Source organism: Streptomyces sp. NPDC048331, from assembly GCF_043201215.1.
GTDB lineage: Bacteria > Actinomycetota > Actinomycetes > Streptomycetales > Streptomycetaceae > Streptomyces.
In genome coordinates, this window is sequence record NZ_JBICYT010000003.1 from 48,746 (window position 1) to 65,135 (window position 16,390).

Here is a 16,390-nt window from a genome sequence, read left to right on the forward strand (position 1 = left end):
CTCGCAGGCCGGTCCGCGCCCCTCCTGTCCTCCGGGCCCGTCAGGTCACGGTGCGCCGAAGGTGAGCGTCAGCTGCGGCGTCCCTTCGTTCGCCTGTGCCTCGGAGGACCACAGCCACAGGGCGTCGGTACCGGTGCTGGTGAGCGCCAGGCCGTAGCTGCCGCCGAGGGCCGTCGCGACGCCGGCGGTGGTCAGCCCGGTGGTGTGCACCGCCGAACCGTCCGCGATCGTTCCGAAGGTGCCGAGCGCCGGACCGCCGAGCGCGGGGCGGTTGTTGTACGTGGTCCCGCCCTCGCTCCACGAGCCGGTGATCGGGAGGACGGAGACGGTGTCCGTGGTGCCGGCGCCGCTCTGCGTGCTCGTCTTCACGCTGAGCGCGGCCGACTTCAGTACGGTGCCCGCGGGCGCGGCGGGCAGGTCGAAGCGCAGGTAGCTCGCGTAGAACGAGGTGCCACGCACGGCGAGCGATCCCGAGGTGCCGTAGTTGGTGCCGGGCGCACCCGCGTTGGCGTAGGTGTCCTCCGCGGCGGGCACCTGGACCACCGAGTCGGCCGGGGCGGTGGCGAGGGTGTAGTGGTTCTGCACCTGCGCCGCGCTGAGCACCGTCGGGTAGACGGCGGTCTCGTCGAGCCGGCCCGCCCAGTAGTCGCTGGTCGGACGGTTCGGCCAGGAGGTGAGGTTGTCGCCGCCCGTGCGCCAGTAGCCGGCGTAGTTCTCGTGCGTGGTGACGTTCAGCGTGCCCTTCTGCGCGCCGTCCACGTAGAGGGTCATCCCGCCCGGGCCCTGGGTGGCGACGACGTGGTGCCACTGGTTGTCGTTGTAGGCGGCCGGGGTGGTGATGGTGCGGGTGGCTCCGGTGTAGACGCCGAAGACCAGCCGTCCGTCGTTGGTCATGTAGACATGCTTGTCGTACTGGTTACTGGCGCCGACCTGGCGGCTTCCGAAGCCGACGAGCTTGCCGCCGCGGGTGGTGTCGGTCCGGAACCAGGTCTCGACGCTGTAGGTGCTGCCGATCGTCTGCCGCTTGTCCCCGTACACGTGGGTGTTCGAGCCGTTGAAGCCGATCGCGGTGCTCGCGCCGGAGACCGCGCCGGGGGTCTGTCGCAGGGCGGGGGCGTTGTTGTGGACGCCGCTCTGGTTGCCCGGCGAGGAGTCGGCGACGAAGGGCAGGGCCGATTCGTCGTAGCGCCAGTACAGCTCGGCCCCGTCGGTGCGGACCTTGTTCGGGTAGCCCTCCGCCGTGGTCGGGACGGTCACGCTCGCCGTCGCGGACAGGGCGCTGGTGTTGCCGGCCCCGTCGGTGGCCGTCACACGGTAGGTGTACGACTGGCCGGCCGCCACGGTGGTGTCGGTCCAGGAGGCCTGCGGTCGCCGGAAGAACAGCGAGTCGGCGGTGACCGTGGCGATCGGCGTGGCCGCGCCGTTCCGGTAGATCCGGTAGGTCAGCGCGCTGTCGTCGAGGTCGAGGCTGGTACGCCAGCGCACCTGGGCCTCGTCCGACTTGAAACTGACCGCGCTCGCCACGGGCACGGTGGGCGCGCCGGTGTCCCCGGTGGAGGCGAAGCGCGTCAGGCTCTGCTGCGCGGCTCCGTTGACGGTGGTGAACTCCCCGCCGACCCACAGGTACTGGACGCCGGCCTTGGAGCCGACCGTCATCACGCGCGGTCCGATGCCCTCGCCGATGCCGTCGTTGGTGTCGGGGGCCCAGCCGAGCTTGCCGGTGCCGGTGGTGGGCTGGGCGAGCAGGTGGTGGCGCTGTCCGTCGGGGAACTCGCCGACGCTGGAGCAGTCGTGCGCGTGCGAGGCGCTGTAGAGGACGTTCTGGTAGGGCAGCACGGCCTGGGTGGCGCCGAGGCAGGTGTCGCGCCAGCGCTGGCCGAAGTCGCCGAGGTTCAGGGCGATCCGGCCGTCGAAGACTCCGCCGCCGGTGCCCTCGTTGCCGGTGTAGAAGCCGGTGGCGTCGGTCGCGATGTCCTTGACGACGGAGTTGGTCTCGATGAAGCCGGCGTACGACTTGGTGAGTGCGCCGCTCGTCGCGTCGACGACGGCCAGTGCGTGCGTGTTCGTGCCGTTGACGGTGAAGAAGTCACCGCCGAGGATCACGTTGGTGCCGTCCGGGGTGACCTCGACGGCGCGCCCGGGCTCGTCGGCGTCGGCGGTGAAGGGCTTCAGGGCGCCGTCGGCCGCGCCGACGGCGGCGAAGCGCTGCCGCGGTTGGCCGGCGACGCTGAGGAAGTCACCGCCCGCGTAGACGGTGTCGCCGGTGACGGCGAGGGCGCGTACGGTGGCCGCGAAGGCCGGGCGGAAGCTCTGCTTCACCGTGCAGCTCGCCACGTCGACGGCGGCGAGACTGGAGACGGGGGTGCCGTTGACGGCGCCGAAGTAGCCGCCGACGTACAGGGTCTCCTTGTCCGGGGAGAGGGCGAGCGCGCGGACCGTGGCGGTGCCGGAGCCCACGGTGAAGGACAGCTCGCAGGAGGTCGGGGCGCCGGTCGCGGCGTCGAGGGCCACGAAGTTGACGGCCGACCGCTCGCTTCCGGAGCCTCCGGCGGGCGGGCGCACCGTGGAGAAGGTGCCGCCGACGAAGACCTGGCCGCCCGCTTCGGCGAGGGCCCAGACGACTCCGTCGGGCTGCCAGGTGGACAGCGCGTCGGCGGTGAACGCGACGGGCGGGGTGAGCGCCGCCGCCTGCGGGACGAGGCCGAGGCCCACCCCTGCTCCGGTTCCGGCCAGGGACAGGGCGAGAGCGGCCACCAGCCCTCGGGATCTACGCATGAATCCCCCAGTTCGATGTGCGGTACGGCCGTAGGGTGCGACCGTGCGGGAGATGGCCGAAAATCGCCGAACAGCAGTCCACAACCATGCCCACGGGCGCACCCTAGAGCGATTCGAGGCCTGATTCATCCCACTTGACACATCGGATGCAAAATCGCGCCGGGCCGCTCGATCACGCGCGGGGCTTCGCCCGGACGTGCATCCGCTCCCCCTGCCGCCCGAAGAGGCTGAGGATCTCCACCGGCCGCCCGTCGGCGCTGGTGAACCAGTGGGGCAGCCGGGTGTCGAACTCGGCGGCCTCGCCGGGGCCGAGGACCAGGTCGTGCTCGGCGAGGACGAGGCGCAGCCGACCCTCCAGCACGTACAGCCACTCGTAGCCCTCGTGCGTCCGCGGTTCCGGCTCGCCGCCGCGGTCGGGGATGAGCATCTTGTACGCCTGGAGGGGGCCCGGACCGCGGGTCAGCGGCACGGCCGTGCCGCCGTTCGGGAGGGTGCGGGGGGTCAGCCGTACCCGGGGATCGCCCACTTCGGGGGCGCCCACCAGGTCGTCCAGGGGCACCTGGTACGCGGCCGCGAGCGGCAACAGCAGTTCCAGGCTGGGGCGGCGCTGCCCGGACTCCAGCCGGGAGAGGGTGCTCTTCGAGATACCGGTCGTCTCGGAGAGCGCGGCCAGGGTGAGCCCGCGTCGGGCGCGCAGCTGTCTGAGCCGGGGGGCGACCTCGTCGAGGACCGCCTGGTGGGGGGAGGGCTTGTCGTCCATACGGCCATTGCACCCGGCCGTCCCGGAAACGGCAACAAGGTTTGCCGTCGGTCGCCCGGTGGCCGCACCCTCCCTGCATGAGCCCACACAGTGATTCCGCGGCCGGACACCGACAGCACCGCACCGGCGGCGCGGACGGGACGGCGTCCACCGGCGCCCACCGCACCGCGGTCCGGTGGGCGCTCGCCGGTCTGTCCCTGTCCGTCCTCCTCTCCTCGCTCGGCACCGGCATCGCCCCCGTCGGCCTGCCGACCCTGGCACGGGTGTTCTCCGCCTCCTTCCAGGAGGTCCAGTGGATCGTCCTCGGCTATCTCCTCGCCGTCACGAGCCTCATCGTGGGGGTCGGACGGCTGGGTGACCTCCTCGGCCGCCGCCGGCTGCTCCTGGCGGGCATCTCCTTGTTCACCGCGGCCTCGGCACTGTGCGCGGCCTCGCCCACGCTCTGGCTGCTGGTGGGCGCCCGGGCGGCCCAGGGGTTGGGGGCCGCCGTGATGATGGCCCTCACCATGGCCTTCGTCGGTGAGACGGTCCCGAAGGAGCGGACGGGCAGCGCCATGGGGCTGCTCGGCACGATGTCCGCGGTGGGCACGGCTCTCGGTCCCTCGCTCGGCGGGGCACTGCTCGCCGGGTTCGGCTGGCGGGCCCTCTTCCTCGTCAACGTGCCGCTGGGGATCGCGGCGTTCCTGCTCTCCCACCGCCATCTGCCGGCCGACCGGCACGAACACGGGGCCGACCGGGCCCGCTTCGACCACCGGGGCATGCTGCTGCTCGCGCTGACGTCGGCGGCGTACGCGCTCGCGATGACCCTGGGTGGCGGCCGGTTCGGGGCGCCGAGCACGGCGCTGCTCCTGGCCGCCGCCTGCGGGGTGGTCCTCTTCGCGCGCGTCGAGTCGAGGGCCGCCTCGCCCTTGGTCCGGGGGGCGCTCCTGCGCGATCCGGTGATCGGTCCGGGCCTCGCCTCGAGTGCCCTCGTGTCGACGGTGATGATGGCGACGCTGGTGGTCGGGCCGTTCTACCTGTCCCGGACGCTCGGCCTCGGCGCCGCCCCGGTCGGACTCGTCCTGTCCGTCGGTCCGCTGGTCGCCGCGGTGACCGGGGTGCCCGCGGGCCGTCTCGCGGACCGGTTCGGGGCGCGGTGCATGACCCTGCTCGGGCTGGCGTCGATGACGGCCGGCGCCTTCGTCCTGTCCCTGACGCCGGCTTCGCTCGGTGTCCTCGGGTACGTCGCTCCGCTCGCGGTCGTGACCGCCGGCTACGCGGTGTTCCAGACGGCCAACAACACCGCCGTCATGGCGGACATCGGCCCGGACCGGCGGGGCACCGTCTCCGGCATGCTCGGTCTTTCGCGCAACCTGGGCCTGGTCACCGGCGCCTCCGTCATGGGAGCCGTGTTCGCGCACGCGTCGGCGTCGGCGGACATCGCCTCGGCGCCCCCCGGGGCCGTGGCCACCGGAATGCGGTTCACCTTCCTCGTCGCCTCGGCCCTGACCCTCGCGGCCCTCGCCGCCGTCGCCGCGGTGGGCCGTACCCCGGCCCGTCCGACGGAGCACCGGGCCGCCTGAAACGCGTGGGCCGGTGGCCGAGTATCGGCATAGCCTGCGGCCGTTGCGCACCGCGACCTGACGGGAGAAGACCGATGTCGATCTTTGCCACATGGCTGTTGCTCGCCGAGGGCGGCGACGCGGCCGCACCGCTGGTCTACCAGGGATCGCATGTGAACCCCTCGGACAGCCACCCGCGTGCCGGATGGCTGGAGATCGCGGCGATACCCGATCACTGTCATCCCGGAACTCGCGACCTGCCTGCGGCTCCGGCGGAGGGACTGCCGGTGGAGTACCTGCGGGTGTCCCTCGGCCGGTCCGCCGACACCGGTCCGGGGGGCCGGTCCGAACAGGCGACCGTGGTCCTCGATCGGGGCCAGGTCGAGCGCCTGCGCGACACCCTCACGGAGTGGCTTGACACGGACGAACGGTGACACGGCTCCACGGCCGATCACGTGGCGGGCAGGGGGCGGCACAGCAGGGCGGCCGGGGAGGGGCGGGTGGCGGCGCGGGTGGTGAAGGCGATGCCCGCCGCGTACTCGGTGGGCAGGCACTGGCCCTTGTAGCCGCCGTAGGCGAATTCCCCGCCGGGGCCGCCCGCCGGGCGGTTGTCGCCCCGGTCGAACCACACGGTCCGACCGCCTCCGGGAAGCGCCGTACGGGCCGGGGCGCACAGCGCCGCCGAGACCCGCTCGCCCCGCAGGCTGTAGCCGATCAGGAACTGGCCCGCCGGACACTGGAACTTGGTGTACCCGCCGGCCCAGTCGCCGCCGGCCGGGACGTACGTCTCGTCGCGGACCACGGTGTGACCGCCCGTCGGGGCGCGCAGGTCCGAGGTGGTGCACAGGCCGCGGCCACCGGTGTGGGCGAGTCCGGCGAGGCGGGCGCCGTCGGGGCAGACCGCCTTGCGGGCGCCGCTGTCCCAATCGCCGGCCGCCCGGGTGCGCAGCGAGGCGTTGTGGTCGCGGTGGTCCGTGGTCAGCTGGTACCAGGCGGGGGTGGCGGGAATCGCTCCGGTACGGCCGGGGGTGGTGGTGAGCGGGGACCAGCGGGTGGTGCGCCAGTCGCCCTGGTCCAGGACGCCGGAGCGCCGGCCGGTCGCGTCGTAACGCAGGAGCGCCCAGCTGTCGCCGCCCGGGGTGCCCTGGGCGGTGGTGCTCCAGCCGACGAGCGGCCAGTACGCGAAGTCGGCGTCGGAACGCGTCAGGTAGCCGGTGATGTGGTCGAACCACGTGCGTGGGGCGGCGCCGGTCTCGTCCGCGCCGATTCCGAACTCGCTGATCCAGACGGGGGCGGTGAAGTGGGTGCCGGTCTCCGCGGATACGAAGAAGGCCTGGTCGTAGAGGGTCTGTTCCAGTTCGGCGGCGGTCATGTCCTGGTAGCGGGCGTCGTGCGTCTCGCCCATGCCGGTGGCGCCGCTGTGACGGGGGCCCGTGTACCCGTAGAAGTGGGCCGAGTAGACCAGCTTGTTCGAGGTGACCAGGGTGTGGGAGAGGGTGCGTACCGGGGTCAGGGTGGGCCGGCCGTGCGGGAAGCCGTCCACGGGGAGCCCGAACCAGTTGATGCCCTCGACGACGATCAGCAGCTGCGGATTGGCCTCGGTGAGGATGCGGTCGGCGGCCTCCTGGGCGGCGGCGTGCCAGTCGTGGTTGTCGCCGAGGCCCCAGTTGGGGTCGTCCCAGAAGTCGCGGCGGACCTCGTTGTAGAGGTCGGCGCCGACCACCCGCGGGTTGTCGCGGTAGCGGCGGGCGAGGAAGACCCAGTCGTCGGCCCACTGGGTGGTGGAGCGGCCGCTGTTCCAGCGCTCGTTGCCGTCCAGGCCGCAGCACCACCGGGTGGTGACGGTGTGGTTGTTCAGGATGACGGCGAAGCCGGCGTCGGTGAGGGCGGCGACCACGGCGTCGTAGACCTGGAGGGGGGTGCGGCCGCGCAGGGCCGGGTTGGCGGCGACGGCGGAGTCCGGGACGGGGGTGGTGTCGCGCAGCATCTCGTTGGAGAAGGGCAGCCGGATGCTGTTGAGCCCCAGGGACCGGAAATCGGCGAGCAGGGCGGGCAGGGGCGCCCGGTCCAGGCCGATCGGGATGCCGTGGGCGTTCTGCCCGCTGTGGTGCGTGGCGGGATCGTTCCGGTCGCCCGAGCCGTTCCAGGAGCCCTGGGCTCCGTCCCAGTTCCCGGAGCGCAGTCGGAAGCGGTCGCCCTGCGCGTCGACGATGTACCGGCCGCGGGTGGACAGCGGCGGCGTCCACGCCTCGGCGGTGCCCGGGGCGGCCGCGGCGGGCGCGTCGGCGGCGCGGGCGGGCTGCGCGGGCGGCGCCGCCACGGCGCCGACCACCAGCAGCAGCGCGCACAGGACCGCGCGTAAGAGGCTCTTCATCTCGCTCCTGCCGGAATCGGCCGTCCCGGCGGGCGGCTGCCGCGGGCAGGTTACCGGCGGGTCGCTTCCGGGGGAAGTCGCACGCGGAAGCGGTTTCGGCCAGGGTCGGCATCCGCCGGATCCTGTCGGTTCGGGCCCGGTCACGCACCGTCACCCTGGAGAAACGGTCCCGCTCGGGGCCGCGCCCCTCTACCGTGCCCTGAGACGCACGGCACGGCACCGGAGGGCGGGGCGGATGGACGACGACGAAGACATGCGGCTGGCGGGTATGACGCCGGAGATCTCCCGCCGCACCCTCACCCTGCTCCGCGGTCTGGCGGGCCTCGAACCGCCCGAGCAGGTCCCCGAGGAGGCCATGGTCGTCGCCGACGCGGTCCTGGCCGAGCACGGCACCGACGGGCTCCGGGTCCTGGTGATGACACTGGCGGCCTGGGCGACGGCCCAGATCGAGAACGTCGCCGAGCTGAGCGGGCGCAGCCACGAGGCCGTCCTCGACGCGATGGAACTGGCCTGCCTGGAGGCGAACGCCGAAGACACCCCCTGAGGGCTGTCCCGTGGCCACCCGCTGCGACATCTCAAGGCGCACAAGGCCTCCGGCGGCCCGTTCCCGCATCGGGCGAGGAAGAAACCGGGTCCGGTCCGGCAGCGATTCGGCGGCTGTCGGCGACACTGGGAGAGCAGGAGCGTCGTGGGGGGTCGTGATCGGAGGCCGTCGTGAGCACACCTTCCCCCATCCGGATCGCCGCCGTTCTGTCCACCGAGCACCGTGGACGGCTGATGTCCCAGGCCCGTGAGGTCAATTTCCCGGAGAGCGCGCGCATATTCGACGAGGGCACCCGGGCCGATTCCTTCTGGATCGTGCGTTCCGGCACCGTGACCTTGGAGATCCCCGTCGCCGGCCGCCGGCCCGCGCCCGTGGAGAGCCTCGGCCCCGGTGAGCTGGTGGGCTGGTCGTGGCTGTTCCCGCCGTACGTGTGGCAACTGGGCGCGGAGGCGATGACACCGGTACGGGCCTACGAGTTCGACGCGGCGACCGTCCGGATGCTGATGGACGCCGATCCCACCTTCGGTTCCGCGATCGGGCACTGGGTCGGGCGCGTCCTCGCGATGCGCCTCCAGCAGACGCGCACCCGCCTGCTGGAGCTGTACGCGCCCCGCCTCACCAGCACCGCCTAGGAGGTCGGCCTGATCCACCGGACACCCCCCGGGCGGCTACTGATCACGCACTCCCGCCCCCTCGACCGTCCCGCGCCGCAGGCTCAGCGCGGCCGGGACGACGGCGGCGGCCACCGCCACGGCCGCGCAGGCGGCGAACGTCGCCGTGAGGGCGTCCCACGGGATCACCAGGCCGCTCCGGACGTGCAGGAGGCCGAGCGCCGCCCGGACCCCCAGCAGGTTCAGAGCGGCGACCAGGGTTCCGGCGACGGCGCCGACGAAGACGACCAGCAGGGACTCCCCCGCCACCAGGCGCAGGACCTGCCTGCGGGTGGCGCCGGCCAGGCGCAGGACCGCGAGGTCGCGGGCCCGGTCGGAGGTGGCCATGACCAGGGTGTTGGCGAGCGCGATGCCCGTGTACAGCAGGGCGATCCCGAGGACGAGCAGGAGGCCCGCTCGGGTGGTACGTCGGGTCCCGGGCCGGTTCTCGGACGTCCACCGGTCCGCGGTGAGGACGCGGCCGCCGGCCGGCTTCGCGGCCGCGGCCAGCGCGGCGCCGACCGCCCGGCGATCCGTGGCGGGGGCGACACGTACGTCGATCCGGTCCACGGTCGCGCCGGGGGCGTTGGCGGGGGTGACGTAGGCCCCGTTCCCGCCGGTGCCGATGCTCATCACGGCGGCGATCCGCAAGGCTTTGCGGGTGCCGTCGCCGAGCCACACCTCGACGGTGGATCCGACGGTGTGCCGCTCCCATTCCTCGGTGACGATGACGGAGTCGTCGTCGAGATCGGTGACCGAGCCGGCCGTGAGGGGCAGTCGAGTCGTCCGGGCCAGTGCTCGGGGGTCCGCGGCGCGGGCGTCGGAGCGGATCAGCGCCGTTCCCTCCTCCAGCACGTGGACCGTAGTCGCCGCGGTGGAGGAGATCTCCGTCCCGGGTACGGCCCGGATCCGTTCGATCGTGGCCGGATCGAACCCGCCCGGGCCGGCGGTGATCACGTGGTCGGCCGTGGTCCGCTGCCGGATCTCGGCGGCCTTGGCCTCGTTCAGGGTCGCCGTGGTGCCCAGCAGGGAACCGGCGAGGGCCACGGTGACCAGCACGGGGGCGGCGACGGCCGCCGTACGGCGGATGCCGGCCGCCGCGTACTCCCGGATCAGCATGCCGCCGGCGCCGGGCAGCCGGGCGGGGAGCCAGGCGATCAGCCGGACCAACGGCCTCACCAGCACCGGTGACAGCAGTGCGAAGGCGACGATGAAGAGCATCGGGCGACCGATGTACGTCTTGCGGTGGAGCAGTTCGGACGGATCGGCCAGCAGGGCGTGGGCAAGGGTGCCGAGGCCCACCAGCAGCAGTCCGGCGCCGAGGAGCCCGCGACCCGGGGTCATGATCCGTGTCTCGAACGCGGCTTCGCGCAGCGCCTCCGCGGGGGCGACCCGCCCCGCCCGCCAGGAGGCGGCGACGGCTCCCGCCAGGGCGACGAGCAGGCCGGTCCAGAACGCGAGGTGGAAGGGCCAGGTGGCGTCACCGAGGGTGAACCAGCGGGGCGCGAGGCCCTCGTCCACCAAGGAGGAGACGAACAGGGGTGCCCCGTACGCCCCGAGCAGACAGCCCGCGGCGGAGGCGGCCACGCCGAGCAGCAGTGCCTCGGCGATCACCGTGCGGCGGATCTGGCCCGGGGTGGCGCCGGACGTGCGCAGCAGGGCGAACTCCTTGCGGCGCTGGGCGACGGCGAAGGCGAAGGTGGAGGCGACGACGAACAGGGACACGAAGCCGGTGACGCCGCCCGCGGTGCCGAGTACGGCGTTCACCGAGAGCAGGGCTTCGCTGTCGCGCTCCGGATCCGGGTCGGCGTACCGGCGGTCCCGGCCGGTCAGGACCCGTACCTCGGCGCCCTGACCGCCCGGGAGCGCCCGTACGGCGTCCTGCACGGCGGTCGGGTCGGCGGCGACGACGAGTTGGTCGACAGCGGGCGAGAGGTGGGCGGCACGGGCGTCGGTGAAGAAGACGGCGTCCTCGAAGCCGCGTTCGGTCACGGTGCCGACCACGGTGACGGGGCCGTGGTCGGTGCCGATGCGCGCTCCGGTGGGGGCCCAACCGGTGGTGACGACCTCGTCGTCGGAGTGCGGGGCGCGGCCCGCGTCGAGGGTGTACGGGGCGAAGGCGGCGACCGACCAGGGGTGGCCGACCAGCTGCTCGGGCCCGTCGTCGGGGCGGACGGGGAAGGACCGGTCCTCGGTGGTCGGGCCCAGGTCGGCCAGCCGCCGGGCGAGTTCGGGGGTGACGGGCCCCGGGTGGGCGATCCGGCCGGTGCGCTGCCCGCCCTTGACGGGGACGCGCAGCACGTCGTCGCCCTTGACGACGACGGGGGCCTGGGCGAATCGCTCGGGGAGGCGCCGAGGGGCGTCCAGGGTGGCGGCGAGGCCGAGTCCCATGGTGGTGATGAGGCCGACGCCGAGGGCCAGGGCCAGGAAGCTTCCGACGAAGGTGACCCAGCGGGTGCGTGCGGTGCGGAGGGCGATGGTCAGCACGGCGCCGCCTCCAGGGCGGTCATGCGGGCGGCGATGTCCTGGGCGGGCGCGCCACGGAGTTCACCGTTCGGCCGGCCGTCGGCGAGGAAGACCACGCGGTCCGCGTAGGAGGCGGCCACGGGGTCGTGGGTGACCATGACGACGGTCTGCCGTTCGGTGTCGACCATGGACCGGAGCAGGGTGAGCACCTCGCGCCCGGTCCGCGAGTCCAGGGCGCCGGTGGGTTCGTCGCCGAAGAGCACCTCGGGGCGGGTGATCAGTGCGCGGGCCAGGGCCACGCGCTGCTGCTGCCCGCCGGACAGTTGCGGGGGCCGGTGCCGGGCCCGGTCGCCGAGGCCGACCCGGGCGAGCGCCTCGCGCACCTCGGCCTTGGCGGGGCGGCGGCCGGCCAACCGCAGCGGCAGGGCGACGTTCTGTTCGGCGGTCAGGGCGGGCAGCAGGTTGAAGGCCTGGAAGACGAAGCCGATGCGTTCGCGGCGCAGCAGGGTCAGCCGGGTCTCGCCGAGGCCGCCGAGTTCGGTGCCGCCCACGCGCACGCTGCCGGAGGTGGGCCGGTCCAGTCCGGCCGCGCACTGCAGCAGGGTGGACTTGCCGGAGCCGGAGGGGCCCATGACGGCGGTGAAGGTGCCCCGGGGGAAGTCGAGACAGACCCGGTCGAGGGCGGTGACGGCCCGGTCGCCGGTGCCGAAGACCCGGGTGACGTCCTTGAGTTGGATCGCGTCGTTCTCCATGCCCCCAGCCAACCGTCGCGGGCGGCGCGGCACAGCGGGCCCAGGCCGAGTTCGTGGGGTGGGGCCGGCCCTACCCCGGGAGGGGGTCCGGACCCCGTCCCGGCAGATCACAGCCGTGCCGCGGCAGGTTTCGGGGAGGTGTCCCGGTCGGTGTTCGGCCGATTCGGCGGCTCGCTCGCGCACAGGTCAGCCAGCCGCCACCGCTGCGGTCTGCATTCATTCGTACACGATGGGTGACGAAAAATGGCGGTGCGAACGGGCGTTCACCGCTCGCGTCGGTAAGACTGCGTCCGCTATCCGAAACACCAACCCAAGGGAGTGTTCGAAATGCGGTCCATCGCAAAGGGTCTCGGGCTCGGTTCCGCCGCCATGGCGCTCACCGCGCTCACCGCACTGGCCTGGCCGGGTACGGCCGGAGCCGCACCGACCGGTACGGAGAGCCTGTACGCCCCGTCCGCGTTGGTGCTCAGTGTGACGGCCGGGCCCGATGCCCAGGCGGGCACGGTCATGCGCGCCGTGACCCTCGTCTGTTCTCCGACGCCCGGCGGGACGCACCCCAACCCGGTCGCGGCGTGCGCCGAATTACGTGCGAACGGCTCGCAGCTCGACCCGCTCGCCGCGCCGGCCGCCCACGCCGCCTGTACCAGGGAGTGGAACCCGATGACGGTGTCGGCCGTCGGGGTCTGGCAGGGCCGTCGGCTCAGCTACACGTACACCTTCGCCAACCCGTGCGGCCTGCGGCACACCTCCGGCGCGCTGTTCGGCTTCTGATCCCCTGTGGAGCGCCGGGCCGGGCGGCGCCGTGCGACCGCCGTCCGGCCCGGCCCGCACGGCCGCGTCCTCAGCCCAGTTCGAGACTGGTCACCCCGAACAGTTCCGTCAGGGCGAGGTCGGGTGTCGGGCCGGTGTACATGCGGGCGGTCTCGAAGGCCGGGGCCAGGCCGAGGCGTTCGAAGAGCGCCCCCGCCTCCGGGTTCGCGTCCGGTACGTCCACGGACACCAGGCCGTCGGGGGCGTGCCGGGCCAGCCGCAGCACCAGGGCCGCCGCCACCGCCGGGGTGGCCGCGTAGAGGGGGCCGATCCGGTGGGCGGCGCTGGAGGGGCGGATCACGCCGAGGCCCTCGATCCGGCCGTCCCGGACGGCGGCCAGGGCGGTGCGGCCGGGCAGCCCGGTCCAGGCGGACAGGAAGGCGTCCCGCGACGCGGGAAAGAAGCGTCGGTCGTAGGCGGCGAGCCGACCGAAGGGCAGGGTGCCCGCGTCCACGATCTCGACCGCGCCGTCCTCCTCGCCCTGCGGGACGCCCTCGTAGCGGAAGTTGTTCCAAGCCGAACGGAACCCGGATTTACGGTAGTTGTCCTGCTGGTCGACGACTCCGTCCAGGCCCACGAGCCGCCCGTCGAGCCGTTCCATCCCGGCGTGCCACAGCCGGATGCCGTACCCCTGGCCCCGGACGGCGGGCCGGGCGATGTAGAAGCCGATGAAGCCGAAGCCTCCGCCGTAGCGCACGGCGGAGATGCAGGCCACCGGCTCGCCGTCCAGCCGCCCGACGAGGAAGCCCTCCGGGTCGGCGACCGCGAAGGCGAACCGGTCCGAGTCCCCCGGATTCCAGCCCTCCTCGTCGGCCCAGTCACGGATCAGCTTCATGTCGGCGGCGCTCGCGCCGGCGATCTCGAATCCCGTCATGCCGGTGTTGTACCAGATGGGCCCGGTGTGCGCAGGGGTGTCTGATCAGTCGTCAGGAGGCGGCAGAACGCGGCCCGATCGGCCTCCTTGTGGAGATCGCTGACCTGTCCGTCCCCTACTTCGACGACCCGCCAGACCCCGTCCGCGCGCAGGGCGAGATCGGTGGTCACGAAGGGGCAGCCCAGCGCCTCGACGGCCGCCCGGACCGGTTCGAGGGCCGCCTCGATCCCTTGCGGGACCTCGGCGACCGGGCTGTCGGGATGGGCCGTGACCAGTCGGGGCACCCCGTCCCGCCACCACACCCGTACCTCGGCGGCCGCCCCCTCCGGCGTCACGAACTGCTCGAAGGCCCTCAGTACCACCCCGCCCGTCAGGAACTCGCCCTGCAGCTCCACGAAGCGGGCGACGACGCGGTGCAGGGCTGCCGGAGCGGCGAGGTCGGGCACGTAGCAGGCCTCGTCCCACTCGTGCTTGCGGGACTTCACGTAGTCCTTGACGACGGCGGCCCCCGCCGGCAGGCCGGCGGCGAGGGCTTCGAGCCCCTCCGGATCCGGGACCGCACCCGGCCCCGCCGGCAACCAGCCGCTGACCGGCGTCAGTCCGGCGAAGGTCTCGTACCAGCCGGGAAGTTCGTGCGCGCGGCGGTACGCCTCCGGGGTGACGACGAGCTCGCCACCGCGCCGGCGCAGGGCCGCGTCCAACGCGGCGTAGCGGCTCGCGGGGATCATCCAGCCCCGATACCAGACGACTCCGGCCCCCTCCGGAACACGCGCGACGCCCCGCTCCGCGTCCCCGACCAGCAGCGCGTCGTGGTCGATGAGCAGGACGGTGCCCCCGGCGGCACGCAACTGCCGGGCCTCCGCCGCGAAGTGGGCGTCGACCCGGCGCTCGTTCAACGGGTCGCGGCAGTGGAGGACGGTGGGGGTGGTCGGGGTCGTCGTCGCCATGCGCCCACCCTACGAACTGCCCCGTCGATCACCGAAACGGCCCCGTCGATCACCGTACGGATGTCAGCCCGCGCAGATCACATCGTCGAGCCGGATGGGGTCGGAGTCGAGTCGCACGTACGCGGTGAAGGTGTCCGTGTCGCCGGAGACCCAGTGGGTGGTCACGGTCGCCCAGCCCACCGAGGCGGCCTTGGCGACGGTGACCGGGCCGATGCTGATCTCCTGTGGCTCCTCGTGGGAGCAGAGCAGGACGTCGACCTCCTCGCTGAGCTGCTGTCTCTCCTTGAGGATCTGCGAGATCCGGTTCTCCCGGTCCTGCGCGGAGGGACCGCGGTGACCGTAGAAGTCGCTGAGGAACGCGCTGATCTGAGCAGCGGTGTGCCCCTTTCGGGCGGCGGGCGCAGCGAAGGCGGGAACGGACGGCATGACCGGCAGCACGAGCAGGGTCAGCAGCAGGGCACCGAAACGGTACGGCTTGAGCATCATGTCCGGTCTTGTACCCGCCCGGCCGGTGGATCGGGAGGGCGGGGCCCGGATCTCACTCCTGCGGGGGTCGGGATTCACCGCAGAAACGACCCTCCGGGCGGTACGCACAAATGGGCTCGCGGGTGACCCGTGCCCCTCCGTAGGGTCGATGCATGGGGAAGCCACTTGTCGCAGTGTTCAGCCGGGCCGGAATGTCCACCGACTCCGGAATTCCGGATTACCGAGGGCCCCAGGGCCTGTGGCGGCGGGAACCCGACGCCGAGAAGCTCGTGACCTACGAGTACTACATGGCCGATCCGGAGATCCGGCGCCGCTCCTGGCGGATGCGTGCCGAGCTCGGCGCGCTCGGAGCACGCCCGAACGCCGCGCACCTGGCCGTGGCGGAGCTGGAGCGCGGTGGCACCCCGGTACGGGTGATCACCCAGAACGTGGACGGGCTGCACCAGCTGGCCGGGATGCCCGACCGCAAGGTGTTCGAGCTGCACGGCAGTGCCCGCTCGGTGGTGTGCACGGCCTGCCACGCCCGGTCGGGAATGGACGAGGCGCTGGCCAGGGTGGCCGCCGGGGAGCCGGATCCCGCCTGCCTGGTGTGCGGCGGGATCCTCAAGTCGGCGACCGTGATGTTCGGCCAGCGGCTCGACCCGGAGGTGCTGGGGCAGGCGGTCGCCGTGGCCAAGGGCTGCCAGGTCTTCATCGCCGTCGGGTCGACCCTTCAGGTGCAGCCCGCCGCGTCGCTCGCCGGGATGGCCGCGGAGGCCGGGGCTCGACTGATCATCGTGAACGCGGAGGAGACCCCGTACGACCCGCTCGCCGACGAGATCGTCCGCGAGCCGATCGGCACCGCCCTCCCGGCCCTGCTGGCCCGGTTCGCCGCGTCCTGACCCGGGCCTACCCCGCGTCCGCCGCTCGGCGCATCTCCGCCACGTCCAGCTTCTTCATCCGCATCATGGCGGCGGTGGCCCGGGCGGCGCGCGCGGGGTCCGGGTCGGCGATCAGGTCGATGGCGCCCGGCGGGATGACCTGCCAGGACACACCGAACCTGTCCTTGACCCAGCCGCAGACGCCCTCCTCGCCGCCGCCACCGGTCAGCGCGTCCCAGTAGTAGTCCACCTCCCCCTCGTCGGCGCACCGGATCTGGAAGGAGATCGCCTCGGTGAAGGGGAACTGGGGGCCGCCGTTGAGGCCGATGAACCGCTGGCCGTTGATCTCGAACTCCACGACCATCACCGAGTCGGCCGGGCCGGGGCCCGCCTCCGTGTACCGGCCGATCCGGCCGAGCTTCCCGTCCTTGAAGACGGACAGGTAGTAGTCGGCGGCCGCTTCCGCGTTGCCGTCGAACCACAGACACGTGGTGAATCCGTTGCCGCTCATCTCTGCCTCCGGGCCGGTGATGGGACGGTGAACACCGTCC

15 protein-coding genes are annotated in these 16,390 nt (G+C 73.1%); 6 read left to right on the forward strand and 9 right to left on the reverse strand.

The window, feature by feature from the left end; translation table 11 throughout:
• Nucleotides 1–45: 45 nt before the first annotated feature.
• A complete protein-coding gene (locus tag ACGFYY_RS06240) occupies nt 46–2,775 on the reverse strand; it encodes a DNRLRE domain-containing protein (RefSeq protein ID WP_393707358.1) in 2,730 nt (909 codons plus the stop codon).
• A gap of 172 nt (nt 2,776–2,947) precedes the next feature.
• Complete coding sequence (locus ACGFYY_RS06245) at nt 2,948–3,535, reverse strand: helix-turn-helix domain-containing protein (RefSeq protein WP_393707359.1); 588 nt, start codon at nt 3,533–3,535, stop codon at nt 2,948–2,950.
• Nucleotides 3,536–3,612: 77 nt separating this feature from the next.
• Here ACGFYY_RS06245 and ACGFYY_RS06250 point away from each other — a divergent pair, with 77 nt between their 5' ends.
• Both ACGFYY_RS06250 and ACGFYY_RS06255 read left to right on the forward strand, forming a co-directional pair.
• Nucleotides 3,613–5,097, forward strand: a complete 1,485-nt coding sequence (locus ACGFYY_RS06250) for an MFS transporter (protein WP_393707360.1) — start codon at nt 3,613–3,615, stop codon at nt 5,095–5,097.
• Nucleotides 5,098–5,171: 74 nt separating this feature from the next.
• The gene (locus ACGFYY_RS06255; protein ID WP_393707361.1) at nt 5,172–5,510 is read left to right on the forward strand and encodes a hypothetical protein; all 339 of its coding nucleotides are present in this window, start codon (nt 5,172–5,174) and stop codon (nt 5,508–5,510) included.
• A gap of 17 nt (nt 5,511–5,527) precedes the next feature.
• Here ACGFYY_RS06255 and ACGFYY_RS06260 read toward each other — a convergent pair whose 3' ends face one another.
• Nucleotides 5,528–7,450, reverse strand: coding sequence for a glycoside hydrolase family 5 protein (locus ACGFYY_RS06260; RefSeq protein WP_393707362.1), 1,923 nt, complete (start codon nt 7,448–7,450; stop codon nt 5,528–5,530).
• 235 nt (nt 7,451–7,685) lie between these two features.
• Here ACGFYY_RS06260 and ACGFYY_RS06265 point away from each other — a divergent pair, with 235 nt between their 5' ends.
• Together ACGFYY_RS06265 and ACGFYY_RS06270 are read left to right on the forward strand one after the other, a co-directional pair.
• Nucleotides 7,686–7,994: a hypothetical protein gene (locus ACGFYY_RS06265; RefSeq protein ID WP_189742644.1), complete on the forward strand. Its 309-nt coding sequence runs from the start codon at nt 7,686–7,688 to the stop codon at nt 7,992–7,994.
• A 170-nt stretch (nt 7,995–8,164) separates the two neighbouring features.
• Nucleotides 8,165–8,626: a Crp/Fnr family transcriptional regulator gene (locus tag ACGFYY_RS06270; RefSeq protein WP_181382739.1), complete on the forward strand. Its 462-nt coding sequence runs from the start codon at nt 8,165–8,167 to the stop codon at nt 8,624–8,626.
• Between the two features lie 36 nt (nt 8,627–8,662).
• Here the strand turns inward: ACGFYY_RS06270 and ACGFYY_RS06275 are convergent, their stop codons facing one another.
• Together ACGFYY_RS06275 and ACGFYY_RS06280 are read right to left on the reverse strand one after the other, a co-directional pair.
• The gene (locus ACGFYY_RS06275) at nt 8,663–11,131 is read right to left on the reverse strand and encodes an FtsX-like permease family protein (protein ID WP_393707363.1); all 2,469 of its coding nucleotides are present in this window, start codon (nt 11,129–11,131) and stop codon (nt 8,663–8,665) included.
• Nucleotides 11,125–11,862: an ABC transporter ATP-binding protein gene (locus ACGFYY_RS06280; RefSeq protein ID WP_393707364.1), complete on the reverse strand. Its 738-nt coding sequence runs from the start codon at nt 11,860–11,862 to the stop codon at nt 11,125–11,127. The genes ACGFYY_RS06275 and ACGFYY_RS06280 overlap by 7 nt, the downstream gene beginning before the upstream one ends.
• 327 nt (nt 11,863–12,189) lie before the next feature.
• Here ACGFYY_RS06280 and ACGFYY_RS06285 point away from each other — a divergent pair, with 327 nt between their 5' ends.
• Nucleotides 12,190–12,633, forward strand: coding sequence for a subtilase-type protease inhibitor (locus ACGFYY_RS06285; protein ID WP_393707365.1), 444 nt, complete (start codon nt 12,190–12,192; stop codon nt 12,631–12,633).
• Between the two features lie 70 nt (nt 12,634–12,703).
• Here ACGFYY_RS06285 and ACGFYY_RS06290 read toward each other — a convergent pair whose 3' ends face one another.
• The 3 genes from ACGFYY_RS06290 to ACGFYY_RS06300 all read right to left on the reverse strand — a co-directional run bounded on the left by ACGFYY_RS06290 (nt 12,704) and on the right by ACGFYY_RS06300 (nt 14,979).
• Nucleotides 12,704–13,546 carry a GNAT family N-acetyltransferase gene (locus ACGFYY_RS06290; RefSeq protein ID WP_393707366.1) on the reverse strand — a complete coding sequence of 281 codons (843 nt, stop codon included), beginning with the start codon at nt 13,544–13,546 and terminating at the stop codon, nt 12,704–12,706.
• The gene (locus tag ACGFYY_RS06295) at nt 13,543–14,493 is read right to left on the reverse strand and encodes an ATP-grasp domain-containing protein (RefSeq protein ID WP_393707367.1); all 951 of its coding nucleotides are present in this window, start codon (nt 14,491–14,493) and stop codon (nt 13,543–13,545) included. Before ACGFYY_RS06295 ends, ACGFYY_RS06290 begins: the two co-directional genes overlap by 4 nt.
• 63 nt (nt 14,494–14,556) lie before the next feature.
• The gene (locus ACGFYY_RS06300; protein WP_393707368.1) at nt 14,557–14,979 is read right to left on the reverse strand and encodes a hypothetical protein; all 423 of its coding nucleotides are present in this window, start codon (nt 14,977–14,979) and stop codon (nt 14,557–14,559) included.
• Nucleotides 14,980–15,131: 152 nt separating this feature from the next.
• Here ACGFYY_RS06300 and ACGFYY_RS06305 point away from each other — a divergent pair, with 152 nt between their 5' ends.
• The gene (locus ACGFYY_RS06305) at nt 15,132–15,860 is read left to right on the forward strand and encodes an NAD-dependent deacetylase (protein WP_393707369.1); all 729 of its coding nucleotides are present in this window, start codon (nt 15,132–15,134) and stop codon (nt 15,858–15,860) included.
• A 7-nt stretch (nt 15,861–15,867) separates the two neighbouring features.
• Here the strand turns inward: ACGFYY_RS06305 and ACGFYY_RS06310 are convergent, their stop codons facing one another.
• On the reverse strand, nt 15,868–16,350 hold the full coding sequence (locus tag ACGFYY_RS06310) for a VOC family protein (protein ID WP_393707370.1): 483 nt from the start codon (nt 16,348–16,350) through the stop codon (nt 15,868–15,870).
• Nucleotides 16,351–16,390: the final 40 nt, after the last annotated feature.

Coding starts and splice junctions, on each gene's coding strand:
- ACGFYY_RS06310 (WP_393707370.1), bottom strand. CDS start 16,350: ATGAGCGGCAACGGATTCACCACGTGTCTGTGGTTCGACGGCAACGCG.
- ACGFYY_RS06240 (WP_393707358.1), bottom strand. CDS start 2,775: ATGCGTAGATCCCGAGGGCTGGTGGCCGCTCTCGCCCTGTCCCTGGCC.
- ACGFYY_RS06300 (WP_393707368.1), bottom strand. CDS start 14,979: ATGATGCTCAAGCCGTACCGTTTCGGTGCCCTGCTGCTGACCCTGCTC.
- ACGFYY_RS06305 (WP_393707369.1), top strand. CDS start 15,132: ATGGGGAAGCCACTTGTCGCAGTGTTCAGCCGGGCCGGAATGTCCACC.
- ACGFYY_RS06265 (WP_189742644.1), top strand. CDS start 7,686: ATGGACGACGACGAAGACATGCGGCTGGCGGGTATGACGCCGGAGATC.
- ACGFYY_RS06280 (WP_393707364.1), bottom strand. CDS start 11,862: ATGGAGAACGACGCGATCCAACTCAAGGACGTCACCCGGGTCTTCGGC.
- ACGFYY_RS06295 (WP_393707367.1), bottom strand. CDS start 14,493: ATGGCGACGACGACCCCGACCACCCCCACCGTCCTCCACTGCCGCGAC.
- ACGFYY_RS06245 (WP_393707359.1), bottom strand. CDS start 3,535: ATGGACGACAAGCCCTCCCCCCACCAGGCGGTCCTCGACGAGGTCGCC.
- ACGFYY_RS06260 (WP_393707362.1), bottom strand. CDS start 7,450: ATGAAGAGCCTCTTACGCGCGGTCCTGTGCGCGCTGCTGCTGGTGGTC.
- ACGFYY_RS06250 (WP_393707360.1), top strand. CDS start 3,613: ATGAGCCCACACAGTGATTCCGCGGCCGGACACCGACAGCACCGCACC.
- ACGFYY_RS06290 (WP_393707366.1), bottom strand. CDS start 13,546: ATGACGGGATTCGAGATCGCCGGCGCGAGCGCCGCCGACATGAAGCTG.
- ACGFYY_RS06285 (WP_393707365.1), top strand. CDS start 12,190: ATGCGGTCCATCGCAAAGGGTCTCGGGCTCGGTTCCGCCGCCATGGCG.
- ACGFYY_RS06255 (WP_393707361.1), top strand. CDS start 5,172: ATGTCGATCTTTGCCACATGGCTGTTGCTCGCCGAGGGCGGCGACGCG.